Genomic DNA, 23464 nt, shown 5'->3' on the forward strand with positions numbered 1-23464 from the left:
CTCACCAGGGTGAGTTGCCCTCGTCGTCCGGTGCTTCGTGGCGCTTCTCGCGAGGCGCCTGCGGGGTCTCGGCGGACGGCGGCGCCGGGGGAGCGTCGTCCGGCGGAGGCTCTTCCTCTTCGATCTCGGGGAAGCGGCTGCGCAGGGTGCCGATCATCAGTGACCGGGTCTCCTGGTCCTCGTCGCCGAGCGTTTCCTGCATGACCTCGGCGACCTGGTCCGAGATCCCGGCCTGCGCCCGGTGCATGGTCGTGAGGATCTGCCGCGACAGCTCCTCCAGCGGGTACGTCCTCGCCTTGGTCCCGAATTCGAGGCCCGTCACGCCACCGTCCGCCCCGACGGTCACCTTGACGGCGCCGTCGGAGCTGGACGCGGTCAGCCGCAACTGCTCGGTCCGCTCCTGGGCGGCCGCGTAGCGCTGGGCCTTGTCCTCGAGCCCTTGGGCCCACTGGTCCATCTTGCGCTGTGCCTCGTCGGGGTCCGTGGTGAGCTCCCCGAGCCCGTTCGCGCCGGTCACTTCTTTCCTCCGATGTCCAAGGCCTTGAATTCGGCGTTGAACGGTTCCGCGTTGGTCTCGTCGCCTTCCACATAGGACTTCGCGGCGGTGCGGACGTTGTCCGCCGTCGCCCGAATCCCTTCCGCGGCCGACTTGATGGCCTCCGCCGCGCGTTCGCCGGTCGGGTTGACGATCGGCGGCAGGAACGCGCACAGCAGGCCGTATGCGTCCGCCGACATCGCCGAACCGGTCGCGCCGTGCGCGGTGTCCAACCGGTCCACGAGCCCTTCGAGATGGCTCGCGTGCGCGGTCAGGTCGTCCGGCTCGACTTCGAACGAAGCCGTCACTTCCAATCCTTGTTCTTCCAGTCACCGATCACCGGCGGTGCCACGATCTCGTCGGCGGCGAAGAAGGACGGGTCGTCGGATTCGAGGTAGTCCGCGACCTTGTGCTCCTTGTCCTCCTGGCCCTGCCCCTTGGCCCCGCCGGGCGCCATGCCGCCACCCATCGGGCCCATACCACCGGGGGTGCCCGCCTTGCCGGAACCGGAACCGGCCCCACGGGCCGCGGCCGCCTCGGCGTCCATCGCGCCCGCGGCGCCGCCCATGCCGAGCGCGCCCGTCGACCTTCCGGCGCCGCCGAGACCGCCGGCACCCGAACCGCCGGCACTCGAACCACCGGCGCCGGTCCCGCCGCCGCCGATGCCGCCGAGCCCGCTGCCGCCGGTACCACCGATGCCGCTACCGCCACCGGGGATGTTCGGCATGCCGATCTTGGGCGGCGTGTAGGGCGTGGGCTTGTACGACGAGCCGGTGTCCGGGAACGTGGGCCCGCCGAGCCGCTCGCCGATGCCACCCGGGCGCGGCATCGGCGGGATCTTCGGCATGACCGGCCCCGGCCCGCCGTTGGGCCCCGGGATGTTCGGCATCGGGATGTTGGGCGGGGTGTACGGGAGACCGCCACCGGGCCGCGGACCGCCGACCTCGGGAATGGGGATGTTCGGCGGGTTGTACGACGGCGGAGTGATGGACGGCGGTGTGTAGCCCGTGGTGTGCGTACCGTCGTCGATCTTCGGCATGTTCGGGGAATAGGGCGACGACGACGTCGCGGGGCCGGGACCACCGCCCGCCGGGAAGTTCGGGACGTTGATGTCGGGCCGGTACTGGTTCGAACCGGGCCCGCCACCACCGGGGCCACCACCGGGGAAACCGCCGCCGGGGAAGCCGCCCGGCTGGCTGCCACCCGGACCGCCACCGGGAACACCGCCACCGGGAACACCGCCACCGGGAACACCGCCACCGGGAACACCGCCGCCCGGACCGCCACCGGCGGGCCCGTTCGGCGAGTTGAACGGCGACACGCCACCGGGCCCGCCCTGCGGCGTCCCGTCCACCGAAGCGGCGATGCCGTCCGGGCGCGTGCCGTCCGAGCCCACGTTGAAGGGGCTGGGCCGCTGCGTGCCATCCGGGTTCTCAGGCGAGTTGGGGTCGCGAAGCAGGCGGGAGGGCGATCCCGCGCCACCGCCGCCGGACTGCGAGGTGCCCCGCACCAGCGGGGTCGCCTGCGCCGTCGGTAGCTTCGGCGGGGGCGGAAACGCCGGGGTGGCGATCGCCGAGCCGACCGTGCTGTCGAAGTCGGTCATCACCTTCGCGGCCTGGTCGCGCGCGTCCTGCTGCTTCTTGAAGGTCTCGAGGTCCTTCCCGAGCTGCGACATGTACTGCTGCGGGTCTTTGATCGTCTGCAGGTTGGCGTTGGCCTCCTGCACGCTGAACGCCACCGGCGGGTTGGCCTTCATCAGCTTCTGCGTCTCGTTGAGGGTCTGCGAGTGGATCTGCTGCTGCCGGCCGGTCAGCGTCGCGCCGTTCGCGGTCGAGCCGAGCCACTTGCCGACACCGGCGAGGTGCTCGCGGGCCGCGTCGCCGCCTTCACCCTCCCAGTTGGCCGTGCTCGCGTTGATCGCCTTCGCCAGGTTGCGCTGGTGCGCGGACAGGTCGTTGCCGACCCGGACCCATTCCTCGGAGGTCTCGCCGACCGCGGCCGAATCCGCGTTGCCCGCGATCGCGGTCTGCATCTGCTCGTGGGTGGCGTTGCTCCACACCGTCGACGGCGGCTGACCGGGCTTGCGGATCTCCAGGTTCTTCTCGAGACCTTCGCGTGCCTTCTCCAGCTGCCCCTCATACATTTTCTGGGTGAACTGGTCCTTGAAGCCGTTGAGCGCGGTGTCACCCCAGCCGAAGAGGTTGAACAGGACGTCGGTCCCGACCGTGGCCCCGGCCCGGATCTCGTCACCGGAGGCGGCCTTGTCCGCCAGCGGACCGACGTAGTAGTTGCTCGACGAATCGGCCGTGACGTCGTAGAACGGACTGTCCGGGTCGTACGACTCGGAGTGGGGGTCGGAGACCTGCGTGGTCTTCTCCGCGGATTCGGTCACGGGTCTCTCCTCTAGATCTCGGTGTCGATCCGCGTCAGGTCGCGCTGGTTTTCGTCGTCGCGTTCACGGTAGTTCTTCTTGGCGAGTTCGATCGCTTCGACGTAGGTCGGGAACTCGGCGCGAGCCGCTTCGAGCTGCGTGAGCAGGCCCTGCCCGTCGGTCGCGGTGCCCTGCATGTGCTGGGAGACCCAGCGCGCGGTGGCGGTGTCGCTCATCTGCGGTGACTTCTGCAGCTTGGTCAGCGCGCTCCAGCGCTCCTCGAGGCTGTCGATCACACCCTGGAGGGAACGGATCATCTCAGCGCCGGTGCTCTCGTCGACGGCGAAACCGCCCTGCAGCGCCATGCGCTTCAGCTGCGCGCCCGCGAGCCCGATGTGTGCGGGGGCCCACTTCGCCGACTTCAGTTCTTGTGCTTCCTCGGTCAACGGAGGCTCCTCTCGCCGGGGGTAAGGAAGGTCAGTAGATGTCCGCGATGGCGTTCTTGATCGCGTTCGCCACACCCGACTGACTGGCCGGGTCGTAGTGACCGATCACGGCGCCCGAGGCTTCGTCGGTCTCGGTCCAGACCAGGTACCGGCCGTCTTCGGTGTCGAGCCAGCTCAGCGGCGTCGACCGGAGCCGCTCGCCGCGGCGGCCGATGCCGCTCACGATGATGTGCCCGCCGCCGAGCCGGGTCCCGGACAGCACCTTCTCCAGTACCTCGAGGTCGCTCTCGTCGTTGCGCGGGGCCGGAGTCTCGGTCCGGGCACGGACGACGCCGGTGAACTGGAGGTTGCCGAACGCGTCGGTCTCCTCCTCGTCGAACTCCGCCTCGGCCTGGCGGCGCGCGGCCATCGCGGAGACGGCGCGTTCCTCCTTCTGCACGATCTTGCGGCGTCCGGTCGACGCGGGCCGCATCCGCGGCAGGACACCGGAGAGGACCTCGACCAGTTCTTCGTCCGCGAAGAGCGCGAACTGCAGGAGGTCGTCCCCGTGGGCCTGCGTGATGCCGAGCGCCTGCCTGCCGTCGGTGAGGGTGAGGACGGCGATGTCCTGGCCGAGACCATCGATGCCGTTGACCGAAACGGTGATCCGGTGGTTCGCGAGCAGCGCGAACGCGGTGCGGATGGCGGGGGTCAGCTCCCCGTCGACCGACAGGCGGCGCTGCTCGAGATCGGTGTAGACCTTCCGGATGACGGCGGTGTACCGCTCCGGGTCGATCGAAGTGTTGCGGACGCGCAAGGGAAACAATCGGACATCAACGCCCAGCGCCTGCCCGACCACAGTCGCTTCTACCGTCCCCAGCGCGAAATCGGCTCGTTCAGCCATGCTTCTGCGCTACTCCCTCACGGGGGTCGGACCCCGTCCCGATCGGCTGACCTGCACAAAGAGAGCCGACTTTGTTAATGGCGAAAACAAACTAGCACAGCGCATGACTGTACGGAACCATACGAACACCGCCGAACCCGATGGAATGGATCACAGTGCCCGATCGGGCACTTTTCCTGCCCCTAAAGGAATAACGACCGCTCGAGTGCTGCTACCGGTCGATCGCGGCGGGGGCGTAGGTCGACATCCGGCGGGCCACGTCCGTCCGCGATCGGGCCCCGAGTTTCCGAAGGACTTTCGCGACGTGTTGTTCCACGGTGCGCGGAGAAAGGAACAGTCCGTCCGCTATCTCCCGGTTCGTGCGGCCGTCGGAAAGCATCCTCGCGACCTCGAGCTCGCGGGGCGAAAGCTCCTGGCCGTAGCCGCGACGGCCGCGCTGCGAGGGGGCCCACGCGCCGTGTTCCCGCAGCTGGTGGCGGCACCGGCCGGCGTCCCGGGTGGCGCCGAGCCGCTCGTAGGACTCCGCGGCCGCCGCGAGCTCCTCGATCGCCGGGCGGCTGCCCGCGGTGAGACGGCCTGTGTTGAGACGGCACAGTGCGGCCCGCTCCCGGGCGCCGATGGCCTGGTACGGCATCGGCAGCGCCTCGTAGCCCGCCGCCGCCTCGTCGAAAACCGTTGCCGCGGCGGGGTGTTTGCCGCGCGCGTCGAGCAGGATCGCCCGGCCGGCGAGCAGTGCGGCCTGGGAGACCGGCGAGTCCTTGCCGTCGACGCCGCGGGCGAATTCCTCGACCACGGCGTCCGCCTCCGACCAGCGCCCGGCCCGCGTGTAGGCCTCGGCCGCGGCGGGGACCAGCCCCGCCGCCCACACCCAGACGCCCTTGCGCCGGGCCGCCGAGACGGCGTTGTCGGCCGCCGCGCACGCCCCGTCGACGTCGTCCGTCGCGAGGAGCACCCTGATCAGGACCCCCGCCGCCGAAAGGACGACCGGGATGGGCCCGTGCTCCGGGGCGTGCACGCTCGCCGCGGTCAGATGTCGTTGCGCGGCGGCGAACTCGCCGCGGACGGCGGCCAGCCCGCCGAGGACGAGCGAGGACTCCATGACGATCGGGCCGAGGTCGGGGTAGCCGTCGCGGAGCTGTTCGGTGGCCTCCGCGAGCCCGGCCCAGTTGCCGCGCACCCAGTCGAGCCGGACCCTGGTGCCCTGCGCGAGGCCGGCGGCGTAGAGCGCGCCGGCGTCGGTCGCGCGGCGGATCCCCTCCGTGACCAGCTTTTCCGCCCTGGTCAGATGCCCGGCCCAGGACTGCGCGTCGGCGAGGTTGCACCACAGCCTGGCGAGCTGGACGCGTTCGGCGACGCCGCTGCCCTGGTCCGGCAGTTCGGTGAACTCGGTCCATGCCGAGCCGTCGCCGATATGCGCCTGGGTGGAGATCCGGTCGCCGAGGAGCGCGAGCCGCAGTTCCGGGTCTTCGATCAGGTCGAAGACCTCGCGGGCGCGCTCCATCCAGACCTCGTGCCAGGACAGCGGGGTCAGCCCGTCGATCGGCTGGGCGAGCAGGTTGATCCCGCGGGCGGCCAGTTCCGGCTCGTCGACCAGTTCGGTGATCGCCTTCTCCACCTCGACCCGGCCACGGCCGAGCCGCCCGATCGTGCGGACCAGCAGCATCCCGAGGCTGAGCCGGATCGTCCCGCGCACACTCGGCCGCAGGTCGGTGAGCTCTTCGAGGATCCGCTCCAGTGTCTCGATGACGTCCGGGCGGAACCCGCGAAGGGCGACCTGGCTGAGTTTTGTGGCCAGCCGGGCGATGTCGTCCTCGCCGAGCCCGGTCTCGGCCAGGACGGACTGGAGCAGATCGATCGCGCGGGACGTGTCACCGTGGGCGATGGCTTCGTCGGAGGCGGCTTCGGCGTAGTGGCGCCACTGTTCGGTCCGCCCCGCCGCACGGGAGTGGTTCGCCAGCAGGGTCAGCGGGGGCACCGGCTGATCGGCGAGCACCTGGATGGCGCGCGAATGCAGCAGGGTCCGTTCCGGTCCGCTGATGGTGTCGTAAACGGCCTTGCGCGCCAGGGGATGCCGGAAGCCGTAGTGATCGCCGCCGAGCTCGCCGAGTACGCCGCCATCCAAAGTGGACAGAAGGGCGGAGCGGAGCGCGTCGCCGGTAAGGCAGGCGAGTTCGCCGATCACCGAGGGTTCGGACGGGACGGCGAGCACCGCCGCCGCGCGGGCCAGCCGGATCGCGGGTTCGGGCAGCGCTTCGAGCCGCTCGGTGATGGCTTCGCGCAGGGAGATCGGGACTTCGAGGCTTTCCAGCAGCCGGTCCGAGAGCACTTCGCCGATCGGCAGCCGCCCGGCGGCGTCACGCAGCGCGCGCAAGGTCTCCTCGACCACGAACGGGATCCCGGCGGTGCTTTCCCGGAGTTTCGCGGTGAACGGCGTGGAAACCCTTGGCAGGTCCAGCAGTTCTTCCGCCAGCTTCCCGACGGCTTCGACGTCGAGGGGGCCCAGCGTCACGCGGGCGGTCTGGACGTTCGGCGGGGTGCGGAACGGGATGCCCGAGCCTCCGTGCCTCGACGGGGACCCGGTCCGGTACGCCGCGACGACGGCGAGTTCGGCGGGCATGCCCGCGGCGAGGAACCGCATCAGGTCACGGGTGCCCTCGTCGGCCCACTGGAGGTCGTCGATCAAGATGAGCGCGGGCCCGCAGGCGATCAGCAGTTCGCGGACCGCGCGGAACTGGCGGTGCCGTTCGGCGCACGGGTCGGTGAGCGGTTCCGGTTGGGGCGGAAGGCTTTCCGCGAGTTCGGGCAGTAAGGGTCTCAGTACACCGGCGACCGGGCTGAGCGGCCCGAGCGGCCGGTCGCCCGCCGAACGCAGCGCTTCGAGCACCGGTCCGAACGGGAACGGTTCGCGCATCGGCTGGCAGGCACCCGTCAGTACCCGGCCTGCCGCGAACTCACGGCGTCCGGCCAGCTCTTCGAGCAGCCTGCTGCGGCCCATCCCTTGTTCGCCTTCGATCAGCACGGCGGCGGGACGGCGCAGCAGGATCTTCACGATCGCAGAGACCTCGACGTCGCGGCCCACGAGTGCCGTCGATCCGGCGCGGACCGAAACCGAGGTCGGGCGAGGGGTGGCAAGCCACATCATGCGCTCCTCGGTTGAGAGTTCCCGCTGAGCCCGACACGATCTTGTGCGTTGTCCTGCGGAGCCTAAGCACTGCCTACCTGGTCGTAAACCACCCAACCCGGACAGCACGGGCACCCCGTCAGGCCGTCCGCGAACGCACCGTCACCGGTTGGCTGACGGATCGTCGGTTAGAAAATCACCAGACGCTCGAAACATCGGCGAGGAGCCCGATCCGGCGATTCATCCTACGTTCAGGGGGTCTTCACGACTACGCAAGGTATTCACTCCGAATCCCTACTTACGGACGTGTCCGTACGGGTGCCTGCTCCAGTGGCCACCCCTGGAGCAGGGGATTTCGGCTCCGAAGAATGGGTATACCTATCCAGTGCCGACCCGGATTGCGGGCCTCGTCCGGTTCCAGAACTCTCACCCATCGGGGGAGGGCAATCGCATGGCGAACCGGAGCCGTGCGTGATGACGAGGGAGAAGCATGAAGATCACGAAGCTCCTCGGTGTGGCCGCCACGGCAGCACTGGCCACCGGCGCGCTCGTCACGGGTACCCCCGCGGCGGCGTCCTCGGACACCCTGCTCAACCAAGAGATGGTTCCCGCCCTGCAACGGGACCTCGGCCTGACCGCCGGGCAGGCACTCGCCAGGATCCAGAGCGAGACCGCCGCCGGCACTCTCGAACAGTCACTCGCCTCGGCGCTCGCCGGCAGCTTCGGCGGCGCGAGTTACAACGAGGCCACCGGCAAGCTCCGCGTCGGCGTCACGGACGCGGCGAAACTGAGCCAGGTCCTCGCCAGTGGCGCGGAAGCGGAACTCGTGCGCTTCTCGGCCGCCCAGCTCGATTCCACTGTGGACAAGCTGAACGCGGGTGAGCGCGCGGCGGACGGCGCGATCACCGGCTGGGGCGTCGACACCAAGGCCAACCGTGTGGCCTTGAACGTCCTGCCGGGCAAGAGCGGCGTCGTCGACTCGTACCTGGAGAAGTCCGGTGTGGACAAGACCGCCGTCTCGGTGGTCGAGACCACTTCGGCGCCGACGCTGAAGTACGACGTCCGCGGCGGCGACGCCTACTACATCAACAACTCTTCGCGCTGCTCGATCGGATTCTCGGTCAACGGCGGCTTCCTCACCGCCGGGCACTGCGGCCCGGGAACGGTGACCGGGTCCAACCGGGTCGCGATGGGCTCGTTCGCCCGAGTCAGCTTCCCGACCAACGACTACGGCCACGTCCGGGTCAACAGCAACTGGGTGCCGCGCGGCGTCATCAACAACGGCACCCGCGTGAGCGGCTCGAACGTGGCGGCCACCGGCGCCTCGGTCTGCAAGTCGGGTTCGACCACCGGCTGGACCTGCGGCACCGTCGGCGCCAAGAACCAGACCGTCCGCTACGCCGAAGGCACGGTCTACGGCATGACCGCCACCAACGTGCGCTCCCAGGCCGGCGACTCCGGCGGCTCGTTCATCGCGGGCAACCAGGCCCAGGGCATGCTGTCCGGCGGTAACAGCTCGGTGACGTACTTCTTCCCGGTCCGGCCGGCGTTGTCCGCGACCGGGACCACCCTGGTCCTCGGCTGACCCCACCCCCTGGTCGCCGAGAACCGCTGAAAGGACGAAGGGCGGTCCGAGTGCCTCCAGCGCACTCGGGCCGCCCTGCGTCTTTCGTACCCCGTGGGCTGCTCTAGACGTTACTGATTTCTTCGATCAGTGCCTCGACGTCGAAGTACTCGCTCTCGGAGCCGAGCTGGACCAGCTCGAAGGTCGATCCGAGGAAGGACTCGACGTCCTCACGTTCGAGCTCGAACGACGCATAACCGTCGGGTGACTCGATTTCCAGCGTCAGCATCGCCTCGTCCTCGGAGAGGTCGGGGCGGACGCGGACGTCGCCGAGCCCGGCGGGGTCGGTGAGACCGGCGGCGAGGAGCTCACGCGCGAAGGTCCACTCGACCCACCGGCCGCGCTCGGTCCGGAACGACACGGTGACCGCGTACGGCTCGGCGACGTGGAAGGACAGGCGGGAGAGAACGGGCGTGCTGCTGTTGTTCAGCAGAACGAACTGGCTCTGGTGAATAGCGTCGGTGTGCACGGCCACTCCTAAGTGCTCGTGGTTCGCGCGGCGCGAACTTTTCGTCTCGGGAAGGAGATGGCCTGGCTGACGCGGGATGACGCGACTGCGGCGACGTTCACGCTATCGGCTGCACATGTCCATAGTGGTGTAACGCCGGGCACAGACCCCTTGCGTTCGGTCGGGCACCCGTGGTGACGACGCCGTCGGCATCCACTGTGGACGGTTCAGGAAGAGCTGAAGGGGACTTTCCCCGCATGACATGAGGTGAAAGCTCCCTTCGTCGCGTCAGACGCGGGGAAGGTCCCCTTCAGCCTCTTTGGACCGTCAGGGCTCCAGCGGCAGCGTCAGCCCCGTCTTGACCCGGTCCATCGCCACCGACGTCGTGAAGTGCCGCACGTTCGGGTTGTCGAAGAACATCCGCCGCGTGAACGCCTCGAAGTCCGCCATGTCCCGGCAGGTCACCACGAGCACGAAGTCCGCGTTGCCGGTGACGTAGTAACACTGCTGGACGTTGTCGTCCCCGAGCACCTGCCGCCGGAACCCGTCGAGGATCGCGAGGCTTTCCCGTTCCATCTCGACCATCACCACGAACGTCATCGACAGCCCGAGCGCCCGCGGTGACAGCACCGCCACCTCGCGTTCGATCACCCCGGTCTCGCGCAGCCGCTTGATTCGCCGCTGAACGGCGGCCGCGGACAGGCCCACCTTCGCGCCGATGGACTCGGCGATCGTGCGCGCGTCGGACTGCAGGCAGGAGAGGATGGCGACGTCCATGCGGTCGAGGTCGGGTGTGTGCACCAGGTCAGGCTAACCGGGCGACTCGTCCGGACGCCCGATCTCCAACCGTGCCGCCGCGCGGTGTGGATCACGCTGTTCGGGAACACGCGTTCGATGCGCTCGCCGAGTCCACGACGACGTCCGGCAGAACGAGCACGCCGAGCGGGACGCCGTCGACAGTGATCGCGAACGCGTCGGAGACCCTGCGCCGCGCTTCCGCCGGGTCGTCGAGCAGCGGGTGAACCGCCACGAACGACGACTCGACACCGAGTCCGGCGAGCGCCGTTTCGACGTACGTCCGGACGGCTTCGAGGTACCGCCTGGAGCACCTGACCCGCGTGCGGGCCCCGCGGACCTCGTCGAGCGTCCAGCCCGCTCGCATCCTGAGCCCGCCGCCCGTGTGCCCGGTCACCCGGTCCTGCCAGGTCAGTTGCAGTTGAGGCTTGTCCGGCACGGCACTGCGAGGAAAAGTGAGAATTCTTTGAAATGTGACCCGGAACACAACTGACGGGTCTACTGAATGGTAGCGCTTACAAGTGAATGGCAGACCCTTCTTTTTCCGCGCGAAAGGATTTCTTGGTGCCCTCATCTCAGGCGGCCGTTATCGCCGGTCTCGGCTCGTGGCTGCCTCCGCGCGTGGTGGGCAACGAGGAGATCGCCCAGCGGCTGGACACCTCCGATGAGTGGATCCGCTCGCGGACCGGCATCGGCGAGCGCCGGATCGTCGACCCCGGGACGTCCACTGTGGACCTCGCGGTCGAGGCGGGTCGCCGGGCGCTGGCCTCGGCGGGGGAGAGCGGCGCGGACGCCGTCGTGCTCGCGACGTCGACGGCCGACCAGGTGTGCCCGGCCAGCGCACCGCAGGTCGCGACCAAGCTGGGGCTGAACGGCGTCGCCGCGTTCGACGTCAACGCCGTGTGCAGCGGGTTCATCTACGGGCTCGCCACCGGCGCCGGGCTGATCGCCGCCGGCATCGCGCGCCGCGTGCTGGTGATCGGGGCGGACGTCTTCACCTCGCTCGTCGACCCGAACGACCGCGGCACCGTGCCGATCTTCGGCGACGGCGCGGGTGCCGTCCTCTTGCGGGCGGGCGAGGCCGGCGAACTCGGCGCGCTCGGCCCGTTCGACCTGCACAGCGAGGGCGAACTCGCGGAGCTGCTGTGGGTCGAGGCCGGTGGCGCGAAGAACCGCCGCTCGGACGACCCGCGTGACCACTACCTGGTGATGCAGGGCCAGACCGTCTTCCGTCACGCCTGCGCGCGGATGGCCGAATCGGCCAGGACAGTACTGGAATCAGCCGGCTGGATGGTCGGCGACATCGACCGGTTCATCGGGCACCAGGCCAACATCCGGATCCTGCAGACCTGCGCGAAACAGCTCGGGCTCGCGGACGACGTGATGTACTCGAACATCGAGAAGGTGGGCAACACGAGCGCGGCGTCGATCCCGATCGCGCTGGCCGACTCCGTCAAGGACGGGACTCTCCAGCCAGGGCACCGCGTCGTGATGGGGGCGTTCGGGGCCGGGCTCACCTGGGGCTCGACGCTGCTGCGCTGGCCGGACGTCATTCCGGGCTGAGCGCGCTCGCCTCCCAGGCGTGCGTCGGCTCCTGACGTCCGCGCAGCTCCAGTTCCGCGTACGGCTCCCAATGCGAGCGCTCGCTCTCCAACGCGGCCTTGAGCACCGCCTCGCTCGCGAGGATCCGGCCGTTCGCGGACTTCGCGTACTCGGTCAGGCGCGCGGCCTCGTTCACCGCGTCGCCGATGACGGTGTACTCGAACCGGCTGCTGGTACCGAGCTGACCGGCGAAGACCTGCCCGCTCGCCACGCCGATACCGAGGTCCAGCTCGCCGGTCTCCTGGACGGCGTCCCGGATCGCCCGCGCGGCCGAAAGCGCCGCCGTCGGCGCGTCCGCGAGCCGGGTCGGCGCGCCGAACACGCAGAGCGCGGCGTCACCCTGGAACTTGTTGACCAGCCCGCCGCGTGCCCCGACCGCGTGCACCACGCTGGTGAAGAACCGGTTGAGCATCTTCACCAGGTCTTCGGGCGGGGTGCGGTTCGCCAAGGCCGTCGAATCGACGACGTCGACGAACAGGGCCGTCACCTCGCGCACGTCACCGGAAAGGGAGGCGCCGTACTCGAGCGCGTGCCGGGCGACCTCGTCCCCGACGTGCCTGCCGAACAGGTCCCGCATCCGTTCCTGCTCGCGCAGTCCCGCGGCGAGATCGTTGACCGAGGTCTGCAGCAGGCCGATCTCACTGGAGTCGTCGACGTCGACCACGATCTCTTTGTTGCCGCGCGCGATCTCGTCGAGCGCGACCCGGAGCCGGTGCAACGGGGTCGCGACGGCCTTCGCGAGCAGGCCGGTCCCGATGGCGCCGACAACTAGCCCGATCACCGAAAGCATGATCAGGCTCGCGACGTGGTCGCCCTGGCCGAGGTCCGGCGGCGTGGCCACCAGCAGCACGCCGAGGAACGGGACCCCGCTCGCCAGCGACCAGGTGACGACCACCCTGGTCCGCACGGTGACCCTGAGCGTCCCTGTCGGCGGGGTCACCTTGAGCGCGATCGTCATCACCGGCCGCGCGACCCACTCCGCGGCGAGGTAGGTGAGGCCGACCGTGGTCAGCCCGCCGAGCCCGATGACCAGTGCCATCCCGAGGGCGTCCATCCACGACCCGAGCACCCTGGCGAGTGAACCGAGCACGATCGTGCCGATCAGCCAGAGTGTCCCGCTCACGATCCCCATGTCGACCGGGAGCCGCAGCGCCCGCGCGGCTTCGGCGCCGGTCGGCGGGCGGCCGAAGACGAACCAGACCGCCGTGCGCCGCTGCAGCCACGCCGTCCACAGGGTGCCGACCACCAGTGACAGCGCCACGATCCCGGCCGCGGTGACTCCGAGGATCCAGCCGCGGTCGCCGACCTCGCTCGGCAGGCCCTGCAGGAGCAGCAGCAACGCCACGACACCGGCGCCGCACACACTGGAGCCGATGCCGAGCGCGGCGAAACCGAGACTGGTCCTGAGCACCAGGCGGAACCGGCTCGACATCGTCTTCCCACGCACCCGGTGATCGTATGACCTCCGGGGGAAAACGGTTGGCCAGTTCTCGCGTGCGGTGGCTACGTTGCCGGTATGGAACCGCTGGACTCCGACGAGATCAGGGCGTCCTTCGTGAATTGCACGCGAGGTGAGGCCAAGAGTGTCACGCTGCCCGCCCGGCCGGATGAAATCCCTTGGGACAAAAGGGAATTCCTCGGTTGGCGCGACCCGAAGGCCGCTGCCCGGGCTTATCTCGTGCTGCCCTACCGCGGGGAAACCGTCGGGCTGTCCCTGCGCGCCGCGCCCCGGCCGAAGGGCCGTGTCCTGCTGAGCAACATGTGCGGCCTGTGCACGACGACACATCCGCTGTCCGACATCGCGCTGTTCTCCGGCCGCCGCGCGGGGAAATCCGGGCGGGAGGGGAACACGCTCGGCCTCTACGTGTGCGCGAACCTCGCGTGCAGCCAGTACATCCGCGGCGAGCTGAAGCCGGACGTGCCGCAGCCGTCGGAGACGTTGATGTTCGAGGAACGCGTGCTCCGGCTGGAGGACAAGCTGCACCGGTTCGTGGAGCGGGTACTGGAATCCCGCTGACCCTCACCTCGTGAGTATCGCGGCAGCCGCCTCGGGTGTCGCGAAAGCCACTTTCGGGACATCAGACGTCGCGAAAGTGGCTTTCGCGACACGGCCACTGGGCAGTCGCGAGGAGACCTTCACGGACTTTCGGCCCGCCGGAACTGGTCCAGTGATTGGTCCAGTGATCACGAGGCTCAGAACCGGAACCGCAGGATCCGCCCCATCTTCTTGAACGCCGGGAACAGCCCCGCGAACCACAACTGCGCCCGCATCGACCTCGTGAGCCGGTCCTTCACCTCAGGCGTCGCGTAATCCGTCGAGTCGATTTTCGAGACCAGCGTCAGCCCGAGCCGTTCGAGCTCGGAGATCTCGTCGATGCCCCAGTACAACGTCGCCCCGGCCTTGCGCACCACGGGATTCAGCTTCTGCAGCTTGATCCCCAGCCTGCTGAAGATGTCGAAGACCATCTCGCCGCCCTGGGGGAAACGCGCGACCAGCCGGCGCAGCAATTCCTCGCCGTCGGACGGCCGCAGGTACATCGTCAGTCCCTCGGCGATCACCAGACCGGCCTTGTCCGACGGGATCTCGTCGATCCAGCCGAATTCCGTCACCGAAGAGCCGATGGTCCGGTACCCGTCCCGCGCCGGGTAGATCCGGCCGCGCAGGTCGACGACCTCGGGGTAGTCGACGTCGAACCAGCGCACCGAAGGCGGCGGGTCGAGGCGGTACACGCGGCTGTCCATTCCGCAGCCGAGTTGCACGACGGTCGCGTCCGGATGTTCCCGGAGGAAGGCCGCGGCCCAGTCGTCGATCGGCTTGGCCCGCAGCGCGATGGTCAGCCCTAGCTGCCCGTCGACGCCGAGCGAGCCGAAGTCGTAGTCGATCCGCTTGACGGCTTCGTCGGCGGCCTTGTCGCCGAGGATCGGCCGGTCACCGCGGGCGTCGAGCGCCCGGCCGTACAGCGTGGCCAGCATGGTCGCCTTCTCTTCGGTGAATCGGACCTTCTCCACCCAACACCCCCGTCAGAAGTTTCACAATCTTCTGAAAAGAGTACCCGTGGCGAGGTCGCCCCGCCATCGAGGAAACCTCAATCCCGCGCCGTGTAGTCGTGGACGTAGGTCTTGGCGTCGAGCAGATGCCGCCGGGTGATCTCCCGCGCGGCCACGGCGTCCGAACGGCGGATCGCTTCGAGGATCGCGCGATGTTCGTCGACGGCCTTCCGGATCTGCCCCGGCAGCCGCAACGCCGCCCGCCGCTCTTCGCCGACCAGCGAGAGCACCGAACGCAGCAGATCGGTGACGTCGTCGTTGCCCGCGTTGCCCGCGATCACCCGGTGGAATTCCGCGTCGGCCGCGATCACGCGCAGCATGTCGTCGTCGGCCGCGGCCTGGTCCATCTCGTCGACGGTGCTCTCCAGCCGCGCGAGCACCCGTGGCGTGTGATCGAGCGCGAGTCGCTCCGCCAGGGTCGGCTCGACGGTGGTCCGCAGGTCGAACAGCTTCTCGACCAGTTGCTCGTGCTCGGAGAACCAGCCGCGCAGCGGCTTTTCGTCGATGTTCTCGCGGACATACGTGCCCGAACCCGGCCGCACCTGCACGTAGCCGATGGAGTCCAGTACCCGCAACGCCTGCCGCAGTGAACCGCGGCTGATCCCGAGCTGTTCGCAGAGCGCCCGTTCGGCGGGCAGCCTCGATCCGGCGGGGAGCTTGCCGGAGTCGATCATCGCGCGCAGATGATCGACGGTCGCACTCCACACCTGCTCGCGCTCGTCGTCGGCCACCGCCCCATCCTCGCAGGTCCGGCGAACCGTCCGGGATTGTCGGTGACCGGTGTCATCATCGGGTGATGACTGGGGTGGCAGGACTGATCAAGGCCTGGGTGCACGGGTGGGCGCTTTCCCGCGGCGTCGGGGTCCCGGTGGCCGAACCGGACGGCTACCGGCTCGACGTCGGGCGCCCGGGGCATCGCGTGAGATATGTGCTGGCGGACGCCGGATCGGTCGCGCGCCGGGCTCGTGCGCTCACCGAGCCAGGGACGTGGCTGAAGGTGAGCGGTTCGCGTGAGGAGGTGGCGGAGACGGTCCCATCGAACTGGACGGTCGGCCCGCCGGAGTACCTGATGAGCACTCCGCTCGCGATGCGGCCCGTCATGGCCGCGCCTGAGCCGTACCGGGCGGAACTGGTCGGCGACGGTGTCGTCACCGACGTCGTGGTGCGCGCACCCGACGGCTCGCGCGCGGCCACCGGCCGGGTCGCGATCGCCGGTGGCACGGCGGTGGTCGATCAGGTCGTGACCGAGCCTGAGCACCAGCGGCGCGGGCTCGGCCGGTTCGTCATGCGCAGGCTCGACGAGGTGGCGGTCGCCGCCGGGGCGGACAAGGCGGTCCTGGTCGCGACGGAAGAGGGACGGGCGCTGTACCTGTCGCTCGGCTGGACGGTGGCCGCCGAGATCACCCCCGCCCACCTGCCGGAGCCTGAAAAAGACATAACGGTCAGCTGAATGTTCGACTAGACACATCCAGAGCGCGAAAGGAGGTAACGGTGCTTATGGTGCCGACGTGAGCGCTTTATGACGTGGTGGCACGCGATCCTGATCTTCGTCGCGGGGCTCTGGGCGGGCACGATCAACACGGTCGTCGGCTCGGGCACGCTGGTGACCTTCCCGGTACTGGTCGCGCTCGGCTACTCGCCGCTGACGGCGACGACGTCCAACGCGATCGGCCTCGCTCCCGGCACGGTCAGCGGGGCGATCGGGTACCGCCATGAGCTCAAGGGTTACTGGCCCGAGGTCGTCAGGCTCGCCGTGGCGTCGTTCCTCGGCGCGATCTGCGGGACGATCCTGCTGCTGTCGTTGCCGAAGGACGCCTTCGAGACCGTCGTGCCCGCGCTGGTCGGCCTCGCGGTGGTGCTGGTGATCGTCCAGCCGCGAGTGGCCGCTTGGATCGCGAAGCGCCGCGAGGAGAACGGGAAGGTCCATAAGATCGGGCCGCTCCTGCTGTTCCTGATCTTCCTGATCGGCATCTACGGCGGATACTTCACGGCCGCGCAGGGCGTGATGATGGTCGCCGTGATGGGCATGCTCATGTCCGAGTCGCTGCAGCGGCTCAACGGCGTCAAGAACGCGCTGTCGGCCGTCGTGAACATCGTCGCCGGCGCGATCTACGCCTTCGTCGCGCCGGTCAGCTGGCCCGTGGTCGCGCTGCTCGCGGTCGGGTCGACGATCGGCGGCCAGATCGGCGCGAAGATCGGCCGCAGGCTTTCGCCGAAGGTGTTGCGCGCCGTGATCGTCGTGATCGGCCTCGCCGCGATGGTGCAGTTGCTCCTCAAATAGGAAAGCCCGTACTCCGCGAACGGAGTACGGGCTGACCGATGTGCCGTCAGCGCGGGAAATCCCCCGCCGCTTCAAGGAAGAGGTCGTTCTCCTCGGGCGTCCCGATGGTCACCCGCGCGCCTTCGCCCGCGAACGGGCGCACGATCAGCTTCCGCTCCAGCGCGTGCTCCGCGAACTCCACCGTCCGCTCGCCCAGCGGCAGCCAGACGAAGTTCGCCTGTGTCTCCGGGACCTCGTAACCCTGGGCCACCAAGGCATCCCGCACGCGGGTCCGCTCCGAGATGATCTCCTTGCAGCGCTCCAGCAGCTCGTCCGCCGCGTCGAGGGAGGCGATGGCCGCCGCCTGGGCGATCATGTTCACCGAGAACGCGACGTACACCTGCTTCAGCGCGACGGCGATCGGTTCCGGCGCGACCGCGTAACCCACGCGGAGACCGGCGAGACCGTAGGCCTTCGAGAACGTCCGCAGCACCGCGACGTTGTCCCGGCCGCGCGCCAGTTCGACGCCGTCCGGCACCTCGACGTCGGTCACGAACTCCTTGTAGGCCTCGTCGAGCACGACGAGCACGCCCGTGGGCACGGCGTCGAGGAAGCGCTCCAGTTCAGCGCGCCGCACGACCGTGCCGGTCGGGTTGTTGGGGTTGCACACGAAGACCAGGCGCGTCTTCGGCGTGATCGCGGCGAGCATCGCCTCCAAATCCAGCCCATGCTCAGCTGTCAGCGGCACCTTCACGCCGACGGCGTTCGCGACCTGCGTGACGATCGGATACGCCTCGAACGAACGCCACGGGAAGATGACCTCGTCGCCAGGGCCGCACAGCGCCTGGATCATCTGCTGGCAAAGGGAAACCGAACCGCAGCCGATGGCGATCCGCTCGGCGGGCTCGGCCAGTTCGCGGGCCAGCCGCTCGACGAGCGCGGACGCCGTGATGTCCGGGTATCGGTTGATACCCCGCGCCGTCTCGGCTATGGCCTGCGCCACACTCGGCAGCGGGCCGCCGGGAACCTCGTTGCTCGCCAGCTTGATCGCGCCCTGGATTGTCCGGCCAGGGACGTACTTCGGCAACGATTCGAGATCCGCACGCGGCGAAACAGGGGACATCTTCGGCGCTCCTACGTCTGGGGGACGGCTCCGACACCGTATCGTCCCGCGCGACGGCAAGCCCCGAATATTTACCTAAGAGTGGTCTGATGGAGGAATGACCCTGACGACCACCGTGGAACACCAGCACGCCGACGGCCGTACGTCGCGCTTGACCTTCGCCGAACCGGATGGCGTCGTCCGTGGCGGGCTCGTGGTGTTACATGAGGAGGCCGAAGAGGTCGAAGAGGGTTTGGGCCTGCTCCTGGCGGGCCTCGCCGGCGAAGGCTGGCTCACCGTCACCCCGCACCTCGATCGCGACGACCTCACGCAGCAGGACCTCCTCGAAGCCACCGACGCGACGCTTTCCTGGCTCGCCGAGCGCGGTGTCCAGGCGGATCTCGTGGGTGTCGTTGGTTTCGACCTCGGCGGGACGGCGGCACTGGTCGTGGCGTCGAACCGCAGGCTGGGCGCCGCGGTCAGCGTCGGCGGGCAAGGGGTCACCGGGCTGCCGGTCCTCGTCGAGATCGCCGGACGGCTCACCAGCCCGTGGCTCGGCATGTACGGCGACGCCGGGGACGAGGCCGGAGGCGCCGAGGTCGAACAGCTGCGTGACGCGGCGGCGACGGCGAACGTCGCGACGAACGTGGTCCATTACCCTGGCGCCAATCACCGCTTCGACGCCGACCCGGACGCGGCCGCCGAGGCCTGGCAGCGCACGTTGAATTGGTTCGACGCCCACCTACGGTGACTCCATTCGCGCTAGCATTCCCCTTCAGATGTGACAGGGGAGGGTCAAATGGCACAGTCACCCAAGGTGCCCGTGACGCCACAAGCCGCTTTCGGAGCCTCGGCTCCGGCATTGGCTCCGGTGGCGGGTCAGATCCGGGACACCAAGACCGATGCCAAGAAGGGGACCGTCAAGGTCACCGAGGACGCCGCCAAGAAGCTCGTCGACGCGCTGCTGAAAGCACGGCATGAGCTCAACGCGCTGATCAAGGATTCGACGGAGTTCAAAGCGCCCTTGAAGCTGGGCGACAACTTCGTCGGGCACACGATGAGCGATCGTTTCCAGGGCGCCGCGACCGAGGGGACCGAGGCCGCCGTGCCCGTCCTCAAGGACTTCGCCGTGGTGCTCAAAGACCTCCAGCTCACCGTGATGGCGGCACGGAAGATGTACGTCGCCACGGACGAGGAAGGGCAGGAGCAGCTCGAACGGGTCGCCCGCCGCTTCGACATGGAAGACATCGTCGAAACCGAGTGGAAGGACGAGTGCTGATGCGCATCCTGCCCACGCCGTGGCCGCCGCCCGAGCCCGAGCCGCGACCTGGCCCCGATCACCTCGCCGCCGACATCGACTGGATGAGCTACTCGCACCGCGAGCTCTACGAGATGGTCCACAACGAGCTGGACCTGGCAGGCGCGGAAGCCGTCGCCGCGCAGTGGGCGAAGATCAGCAGTTTTCTTGACAGGGTCGGTTCCGAGCTCCGGGCGGCCATCGTCGCCACCGCAGACGGCTGGACGGGCGAAGGTGCGGACAGGGCTCGTGACGCCGCGATCAAGCTCGTCGACTGGGCGGGCGAGACCGGCTGGCGTGCGGAGAACGTCGCGAACTGCGTACGCCGCCAGGCGGACATCGCCGACACCGCGCGGCGCGTGATGCCGGAGCCGCCGGGCTTCGCGCCCCGCACCAGGGTGCCGGAGCCGCCGAAACGCCGTCCGATCCCGATCTCCGATTCGACGCAGGCGATGTCGACGTCGTCGCCGCCGAAGTCCGACTTCGCCGAGGCAGGGCGGATCGTCGCCGAACCCACCGACGAGAGCTCGCAGGACCTGCACCGCCAGGCCGCCGACGTGATGACGCGGATGCAGCGGAACTCCGGCGAGGTCTACGAAAACGTTCCTCGTTTCACGTCGTACGGCAAGCAGCCGCGGATCCTCGAGACGCCCGAAGAACCAGAGCCGAAACCCGAACCGGAGCCAGTACCGGAGACGCCGCCGGACGACTCGACCCGCAGCAGCGGTGCCGACGAGGCCGCTCCCATCCAGGTGCGGGAGCCGGTCGAGGCACCGCGCACGCCCGGCGCGAGCAGCGGCGCCTTCGTGCCGCCGCCGCCCGGCGCCCCCGACGCGACCCACGAGCAGCTCGGACAGGGCGGCCGTTCCGGTGTCGGCGGCTTCGGACCGTCGGGGCAGCCGGGTCAGGTGGCCGGGACACGGGCCGGGGCCGCGGGCATGGGCGGCTTCGGCGGGATTCCGATGGGGATGGCGCCCCAGCAAGGGCGGCAGGACGAGGGAGAACGCAAGTCGCCGGACTACCTCGTCGAGGATTCCGACGTCTGGGGCCTCGGCGGGCAGGTGACCCCGCCGGTCATCGGCCAAGACCCGAGGGACGGCCGCTGATGGACTGGATCCGGTTGCACATCGGCGAGCTGTTCCTGCTGTGGTCGGCGCATGGACGCGACGAACTGCCCGCGGTGCTGGAGGTTCCGCACGTCGGGCGGACACCGGAGTTCCGGGCCGAACTGGTCGCCACGGCGAGCGGGACCCTGTCCGAACGCGGCCTCGGCACGGTGGAGGCTCCCGCACCGGAACTGATGGGCCTGCTGCACACCCTCGCGAACAGCGAACTGACGCTGGACCTGCGGCTCGACGGTGATCCGGCGTACCGGGCCGTCGGCTGCGTGTCCGATCGGGGCGCCGTCGCGATCGGGGTCGCCGGCACCGATGTCGAGCTGTCGGCTCTGCGGGAACCGCTCGTCGCCGCGACCCTGCTGCAGGCGTTGCCGCCGTGCGAGCAGGGGCGGGGCCTCTCGGTGAACCTGCGCGTGGACGACTACACGGCGGCGTGCGAGGCGGGAGAGCGCGGCGGGCAGCCGGCGTTCTCCGACGTCCTGCGCGACGCCGGGCTGCGTGAACCCGAGGTCATCGTGATGGTGCGGATCGTGACGCAGCGGATCGGCAGTGGACGGCTCGGGGCGACGAGGAAGTCCTGGGAAGGCCGCTGGGTACGCGGCGAGGGCACGCTGACCTGGGTGGACACCCCCGATGGCCGCTACGGTCTTCGCCGCGACCGGGGCTGGCTCACGGTTACTCCGCTTGACGCGGGGCGGCTGAAGACGATGGCGTACGAGCTGTTCACGGGGGCTCGCTAGATTTGTTAACGAGGGTTAACATCGCTGGGTGACGCACACCGCCGACGCCCCAGAAGTGCTCTGGCGCCCCGAGCCGAGCCGCCTGTCCGACACCAAGATCGACGCGTTCCGCCAGTGGCTGCGCACCGAACGCGGCGTGAAGGTCGACGACTACAACGCGCTGTGGGAGTTCTCCGTACAGCGCGTGCCGGAATTCTGGTCGGCCGTTGGCGAATTTCTCGGCCTGCGCTGGCACGACCGGCCCGGCGAGGTGCTCACCGGTGAGATGCCGAACGCGCGATGGTTCGAGGGCGGCACGCTGAACTACGCCGAGCACTCGCTCATGCCCGGTGTCGCGGGCGCGGCGAAGGCCGACGACGAGGTCGCCGTGATCTTTCACCGCGAAGACGGCCTCTCCTCGCAGCTGACGTACGGCGCCTTGCGTTCCGCCGTCGCCTCCGCGCGCGAGGGTTTACGGAAGCTGGGAGTGACCAAAGGGGACAGAGTCGTCGCGCTGGCGCCGAACTGCCCTCAGACGCTGATCGCCTTCCTCGCCACCGCGAGCCTCGGCGCCGTCTGGTCGTCGTGCTCGCCGGACTTCGGGGTCCGCGCGGTCGCCGACCGCTTCGCGCAGATCGAGCCGAAGGTGCTGATCGGGGTCAACGGCTACGTCTACAATGGACGGTGGTTCGACAGCCGGTCGACGGTGAACTCGTTACGGGACGAGATCCCCACGCTCGAAGCGACAGTGCTGATCGACTACGCGGGCGGCCGCCTCGACGGCACGCTCGACTGGGACACGCTGCTCGCCGACAACGCCGGTGCGGAACTGGCCTTCGAGCCCGTCGAATTCGGCCACCCGCTGTGGGTCCTGTACTCCTCGGGGACCACCGGCCTGCCGAAGGGGATCGTCCACGGGCACGGCGGGATCACCCTCGAACACCTCAAAGCCCTTGCCCTGCAAAGCGATCTCGGCCCGGGTGACCGATTCTTCTGGTTCACCACCACCGGCTGGATGATGTGGAACTTCCTCATCTCCGGGCTGCTGACGGGCACCACGATCGTGCTGTTCGACGGCAGCCCCGGCAGCCCGGACCTGAACGTGTTGTGGCACCTGACGGAGCAGCACCGCGTCACCTACTTCGGCACGTCGGCGCCGTACATCCAGAGCTGTTTGAAAGCAGGCATCAAACCGGCGGAGCGTTACGACCTCACCGCGTTGCGCGCCTTGGGATCCACCGGCGCGCCGCTGAGCGTCGAAGGCTTCCGGTGGATCGTCGACGAGGTCGGCAAACGCGTCCAGATCTGCTCGGTGTCCGGCGGCACGGACCTGTGCGCGGCGTTCGTCACCTCCGCCCCGGACGTCCCGGTGTGGCTGGGGGAGCTTTCGGTCCGCGCGCTCGGCGCCGCCGTCGCCGCGTTCGACGAGACCGGGAAGCCGGTGGTGGAGACGGTCGGCGAACTGGTGATCACCGAGCCGATGCCGTCGATGCCGGTGTTCTTCTGGAACGACCAGGACGGCTCGCGGCTGCGCGAGGCGTACTTCGAGATGTACCCCGGGATCTGGCGGCACGGCGACTGGATCCGGATCACCGAGCGCGGCTCCGCGGTCATCTACGGGCGCAGCGACTCGACCTTGAACCGCGGCGGCGTCCGGATGGGCACGGCCGAGTTCTACCGGGTCGTCGAGTCGTTCGACCAGGTCGCGGACTCGCTGGTGATCGACACTTCGGCAGCGGGGAACGAGGACGGGCAACTGCTGTGCTTCCTCGTCCTGGCCGAGGGCGCCTCGCTCGACGAGGTCGAGCCGGCCCTGCGCAAGGAGCTACGAGGCGCCCTCTCGCCACGGCACGTGCCCGACCGGTTCGTCCAGGTGACCGAGGTACCCCGCACGCTGAACGGCAAGAAATGCGAGGTTCCGGTGAAGAAGATCCTTTCGGGCGTTTCCCCTGACCGCGCCGTCAGCCGCGACGCGCTGCTGAACCCCGACGCCCTTGTACCGTTCGTGGAGCTGGCGAGGAGCTGAACGTAGGGGCGGGACTCGGCGGGCGCGTGGCGGGGAGGTCACCTGGGTGACGCGCCTGGCCGGGCTGCC

23 protein-coding genes are annotated in these 23464 nt (G+C 69.2%); 10 read left to right on the plus strand and 13 right to left on the minus strand.

Annotated elements, in window-relative coordinates:
- Window position 1: 1 nt before the first annotated feature.
- The 6 genes from ACM6LR_RS27480 to ACM6LR_RS27505 all read right to left on the minus strand — a co-directional run bounded on the left by ACM6LR_RS27480 (window position 2) and on the right by ACM6LR_RS27505 (window position 7374).
- Window positions 2-517 (minus strand): YbaB/EbfC family nucleoid-associated protein, encoded by a 516-nt coding sequence (locus ACM6LR_RS27480; RefSeq protein ID WP_414936274.1) that lies wholly within the window; start codon window positions 515-517, stop codon window positions 2-4.
- Entirely contained in the window at window positions 514-843 is a 330-nt protein-coding gene (locus ACM6LR_RS27485) for a type VII secretion target (protein WP_414936273.1), read from the minus strand. Before ACM6LR_RS27485 ends, ACM6LR_RS27480 begins: the two co-directional genes overlap by 4 nt.
- On the minus strand, window positions 840-2927 hold the full coding sequence (locus tag ACM6LR_RS27490; RefSeq protein WP_414944787.1) for a hypothetical protein: 2088 nt from the start codon (window positions 2925-2927) through the stop codon (window positions 840-842). The genes ACM6LR_RS27485 and ACM6LR_RS27490 overlap by 4 nt, the downstream gene beginning before the upstream one ends.
- Before the next feature lie 11 nt (window positions 2928-2938).
- The gene (locus tag ACM6LR_RS27495) at window positions 2939-3352 is read right to left on the minus strand and encodes a hypothetical protein (protein ID WP_414944788.1); all 414 of its coding nucleotides are present in this window, start codon (window positions 3350-3352) and stop codon (window positions 2939-2941) included.
- Window positions 3353-3383: 31 nt separating this feature from the next.
- Window positions 3384-4235 carry an ESX secretion-associated protein EspG gene (locus ACM6LR_RS27500; protein ID WP_414936270.1) on the minus strand — a complete coding sequence of 284 codons (852 nt, stop codon included), beginning with the start codon at window positions 4233-4235 and terminating at the stop codon, window positions 3384-3386.
- A gap of 211 nt (window positions 4236-4446) precedes the next feature.
- Window positions 4447-7374 (minus strand): helix-turn-helix transcriptional regulator, encoded by a 2928-nt coding sequence (locus ACM6LR_RS27505; RefSeq protein WP_414944789.1) that lies wholly within the window; start codon window positions 7372-7374, stop codon window positions 4447-4449.
- A gap of 472 nt (window positions 7375-7846) precedes the next feature.
- Between ACM6LR_RS27505 and ACM6LR_RS27510 the strand changes: the two genes are divergently transcribed.
- A complete protein-coding gene (locus tag ACM6LR_RS27510) occupies window positions 7847-8941 on the plus strand; it encodes a S1 family peptidase (RefSeq protein ID WP_414944790.1) in 1095 nt (364 codons plus the stop codon).
- Window positions 8942-9044: 103 nt separating this feature from the next.
- Here ACM6LR_RS27510 and ACM6LR_RS27515 read toward each other — a convergent pair whose 3' ends face one another.
- The 3 genes from ACM6LR_RS27515 to ACM6LR_RS27525 all read right to left on the minus strand — a co-directional run bounded on the left by ACM6LR_RS27515 (window position 9045) and on the right by ACM6LR_RS27525 (window position 10662).
- The gene (locus ACM6LR_RS27515) at window positions 9045-9449 is read right to left on the minus strand and encodes an SsgA family sporulation/cell division regulator (RefSeq protein ID WP_414936267.1); all 405 of its coding nucleotides are present in this window, start codon (window positions 9447-9449) and stop codon (window positions 9045-9047) included.
- Window positions 9450-9755: 306 nt separating this feature from the next.
- Window positions 9756-10229 (minus strand): Lrp/AsnC family transcriptional regulator, encoded by a 474-nt coding sequence (locus tag ACM6LR_RS27520; RefSeq protein ID WP_414936266.1) that lies wholly within the window; start codon window positions 10227-10229, stop codon window positions 9756-9758.
- 67 nt (window positions 10230-10296) lie between these two features.
- Window positions 10297-10662 (minus strand): hypothetical protein, encoded by a 366-nt coding sequence (locus tag ACM6LR_RS27525; protein WP_414936265.1) that lies wholly within the window; start codon window positions 10660-10662, stop codon window positions 10297-10299.
- Window positions 10663-10748: 86 nt separating this feature from the next.
- On the opposite strand from ACM6LR_RS27525, the gene ACM6LR_RS27530 reads away from it, so the two are divergent.
- Window positions 10749-11786, plus strand: a complete 1038-nt coding sequence (locus ACM6LR_RS27530) for a beta-ketoacyl-ACP synthase III (protein ID WP_414944791.1) — start codon at window positions 10749-10751, stop codon at window positions 11784-11786.
- Here the strand turns inward: ACM6LR_RS27530 and ACM6LR_RS27535 are convergent.
- Complete coding sequence (locus ACM6LR_RS27535) at window positions 11773-13257, minus strand: adenylate/guanylate cyclase domain-containing protein (protein ID WP_414937084.1); 1485 nt, start codon at window positions 13255-13257, stop codon at window positions 11773-11775. The genes ACM6LR_RS27530 and ACM6LR_RS27535 overlap by 14 nt on opposite strands.
- Before the next feature lie 84 nt (window positions 13258-13341).
- Between ACM6LR_RS27535 and ACM6LR_RS27540 the strand changes: the two genes are divergently transcribed.
- Window positions 13342-13842 (plus strand): FBP domain-containing protein, encoded by a 501-nt coding sequence (locus ACM6LR_RS27540; protein ID WP_414944792.1) that lies wholly within the window; start codon window positions 13342-13344, stop codon window positions 13840-13842.
- Between the two features lie 176 nt (window positions 13843-14018).
- Here the strand turns inward: ACM6LR_RS27540 and ACM6LR_RS27545 are convergent, their stop codons facing one another.
- A complete protein-coding gene (locus ACM6LR_RS27545) occupies window positions 14019-14834 on the minus strand; it encodes a class I SAM-dependent methyltransferase (RefSeq protein ID WP_414944793.1) in 816 nt (271 codons plus the stop codon).
- Between the two features lie 77 nt (window positions 14835-14911).
- Window positions 14912-15604 carry a FadR/GntR family transcriptional regulator gene (locus tag ACM6LR_RS27550; protein ID WP_414936261.1) on the minus strand — a complete coding sequence of 231 codons (693 nt, stop codon included), beginning with the start codon at window positions 15602-15604 and terminating at the stop codon, window positions 14912-14914.
- A 74-nt stretch (window positions 15605-15678) separates the two neighbouring features.
- Here ACM6LR_RS27550 and ACM6LR_RS27555 point away from each other — a divergent pair, with 74 nt between their 5' ends.
- Window positions 15679-16323 (plus strand): GNAT family N-acetyltransferase, encoded by a 645-nt coding sequence (locus ACM6LR_RS27555; RefSeq protein WP_414937083.1) that lies wholly within the window; start codon window positions 15679-15681, stop codon window positions 16321-16323.
- 69 nt (window positions 16324-16392) lie between these two features.
- Entirely contained in the window at window positions 16393-17154 is a 762-nt protein-coding gene (locus tag ACM6LR_RS27560) for a sulfite exporter TauE/SafE family protein (RefSeq protein WP_414936260.1), read from the plus strand.
- Between the two features lie 46 nt (window positions 17155-17200).
- Here ACM6LR_RS27560 and hisC read toward each other — a convergent pair whose 3' ends face one another.
- Entirely contained in the window at window positions 17201-18256 is a 1056-nt protein-coding gene (hisC, locus tag ACM6LR_RS27565) for a histidinol-phosphate transaminase (RefSeq protein WP_414936259.1), read from the minus strand.
- A 97-nt stretch (window positions 18257-18353) separates the two neighbouring features.
- Here hisC and ACM6LR_RS27570 point away from each other — a divergent pair, with 97 nt between their 5' ends.
- From ACM6LR_RS27570 to ACM6LR_RS27590, 5 genes are read left to right on the plus strand one after another with little or no spacing between them, the layout of a single operon-like run.
- Complete coding sequence (locus ACM6LR_RS27570; protein ID WP_414936258.1) at window positions 18354-18986, plus strand: dienelactone hydrolase family protein; 633 nt, start codon at window positions 18354-18356, stop codon at window positions 18984-18986.
- Between the two features lie 48 nt (window positions 18987-19034).
- Window positions 19035-19514 carry a hypothetical protein gene (locus ACM6LR_RS27575; RefSeq protein ID WP_414944794.1) on the plus strand — a complete coding sequence of 160 codons (480 nt, stop codon included), beginning with the start codon at window positions 19035-19037 and terminating at the stop codon, window positions 19512-19514.
- Window positions 19514-20638, plus strand: a complete 1125-nt coding sequence (locus tag ACM6LR_RS27580; RefSeq protein ID WP_414944795.1) for a PPE domain-containing protein — start codon at window positions 19514-19516, stop codon at window positions 20636-20638. The genes ACM6LR_RS27575 and ACM6LR_RS27580 overlap by 1 nt, the downstream gene beginning before the upstream one ends.
- Window positions 20638-21390, plus strand: a complete 753-nt coding sequence (locus ACM6LR_RS27585) for an ESX secretion-associated protein EspG (protein ID WP_414944796.1) — start codon at window positions 20638-20640, stop codon at window positions 21388-21390. The genes ACM6LR_RS27580 and ACM6LR_RS27585 overlap by 1 nt, the downstream gene beginning before the upstream one ends.
- A 28-nt stretch (window positions 21391-21418) precedes the next feature.
- Window positions 21419-23395, plus strand: a complete 1977-nt coding sequence (locus tag ACM6LR_RS27590; protein ID WP_414944797.1) for an acetoacetate--CoA ligase — start codon at window positions 21419-21421, stop codon at window positions 23393-23395.
- Window positions 23396-23464: the final 69 nt, after the last annotated feature.

The sequence above is a fragment of the Amycolatopsis sp. cmx-11-32 genome, assembly GCF_047608695.1.
Classification (GTDB): Bacteria; Actinomycetota; Actinomycetes; order Mycobacteriales; family Pseudonocardiaceae; genus Amycolatopsis.